General features: G+C 40.7%; 1 pseudogene. It reads left to right on the top strand.

Annotated elements, in window-relative coordinates:
- Window positions 1-997: pseudogene (locus ACFIMQ_RS09445) on the top strand (hypothetical protein); the annotation flags it as partial.

The following is a 997-nucleotide window of genomic DNA, read 5'->3' as shown; positions in this document are numbered from 1 at the left end:
CTATTGGAGGTGCAGTAGAAGGTAGTGAAATCAACATTGCCAACAGTAAGAAAGAAGACCGGACGCTTTCTGGTGTTAAGAAAGCAGAGCGTATGAATGAAGCTGTTAACAAAGGTCAGCTTGATGAAAGTTTAGAGAAGTTTTCTAACAGTCTTCAATCAGATGACTCGGCTGTTGTTCATTATGATAAAAAAGAGGGTGATAATAACACTATAAATTATGCGAGTGTGACTTTAGGTAAAGGTAAGGATAAGGCGGCTGTAGGTTTGCATAATGTTGCTGATGGTCAGATTGCTAAGGATTCACGTGATGCAATCACGGGTGGACAGGTTAACAAAATCGGTGAGGATGTAGCTAAGTTTTTAGGTGGAGAAGCATCCTTTAAAGAGGGTGTTTTTACAGCTCCAACTTATAAAATTTCTAATGTTTCTGACGATGGTACAGTAACGACTAATTCATATAACGATGTTGGTAGCGCCTTTGCGGGTCTTGATACGAGTGTCAAGAATGTGAACACTCATCTGTCTAATGAGGTCAAAAAGTTTGATGAAAAACTGAGTAATATTACGCAAGCAGTTCAAGGCGATGCATTGTTATGGGGCAAGACTAAAGGTGCGTTTGTAGCGACGCATGGGGACAATAAAGAGAACAGCAAGCTTACATCACTTGCAGCTGGCTCTATAGTATCAGGCTCGAGTGATGCGATTACGGGTGGACAGATTTATGATCTGCAGAAACAGTTTGCGACGTATTTTGGTGGAGGTGCAGGTTATAATGAAAAGGGAGAATGGGTTGCACCTACCTTCAAGCTTAAAACTGTCAATTCTGATGGTAGTGCTGGTGAGGAAAAGGTTTACAATAGTGTATCGGAAGCATTTGCTGGAGTTGCGAGTTCTATTACGAATGTCCATAATGATGTAACTAATGTTGTCAGTGATAGCCTTGCGAAGCAGGATGAAAAGACAAAAGTTATCACTATTGGTAAAGAAGTAGAAGG

Source organism: Bartonella sp. AD13SXNS, from assembly GCF_042196465.1.
Classification (GTDB): Bacteria; Pseudomonadota; Alphaproteobacteria; order Rhizobiales; family Rhizobiaceae; genus Bartonella.
Note: the sequence above shows the minus strand (reverse complement) of the source record. Positions and strands in the feature narration are given on the sequence as shown.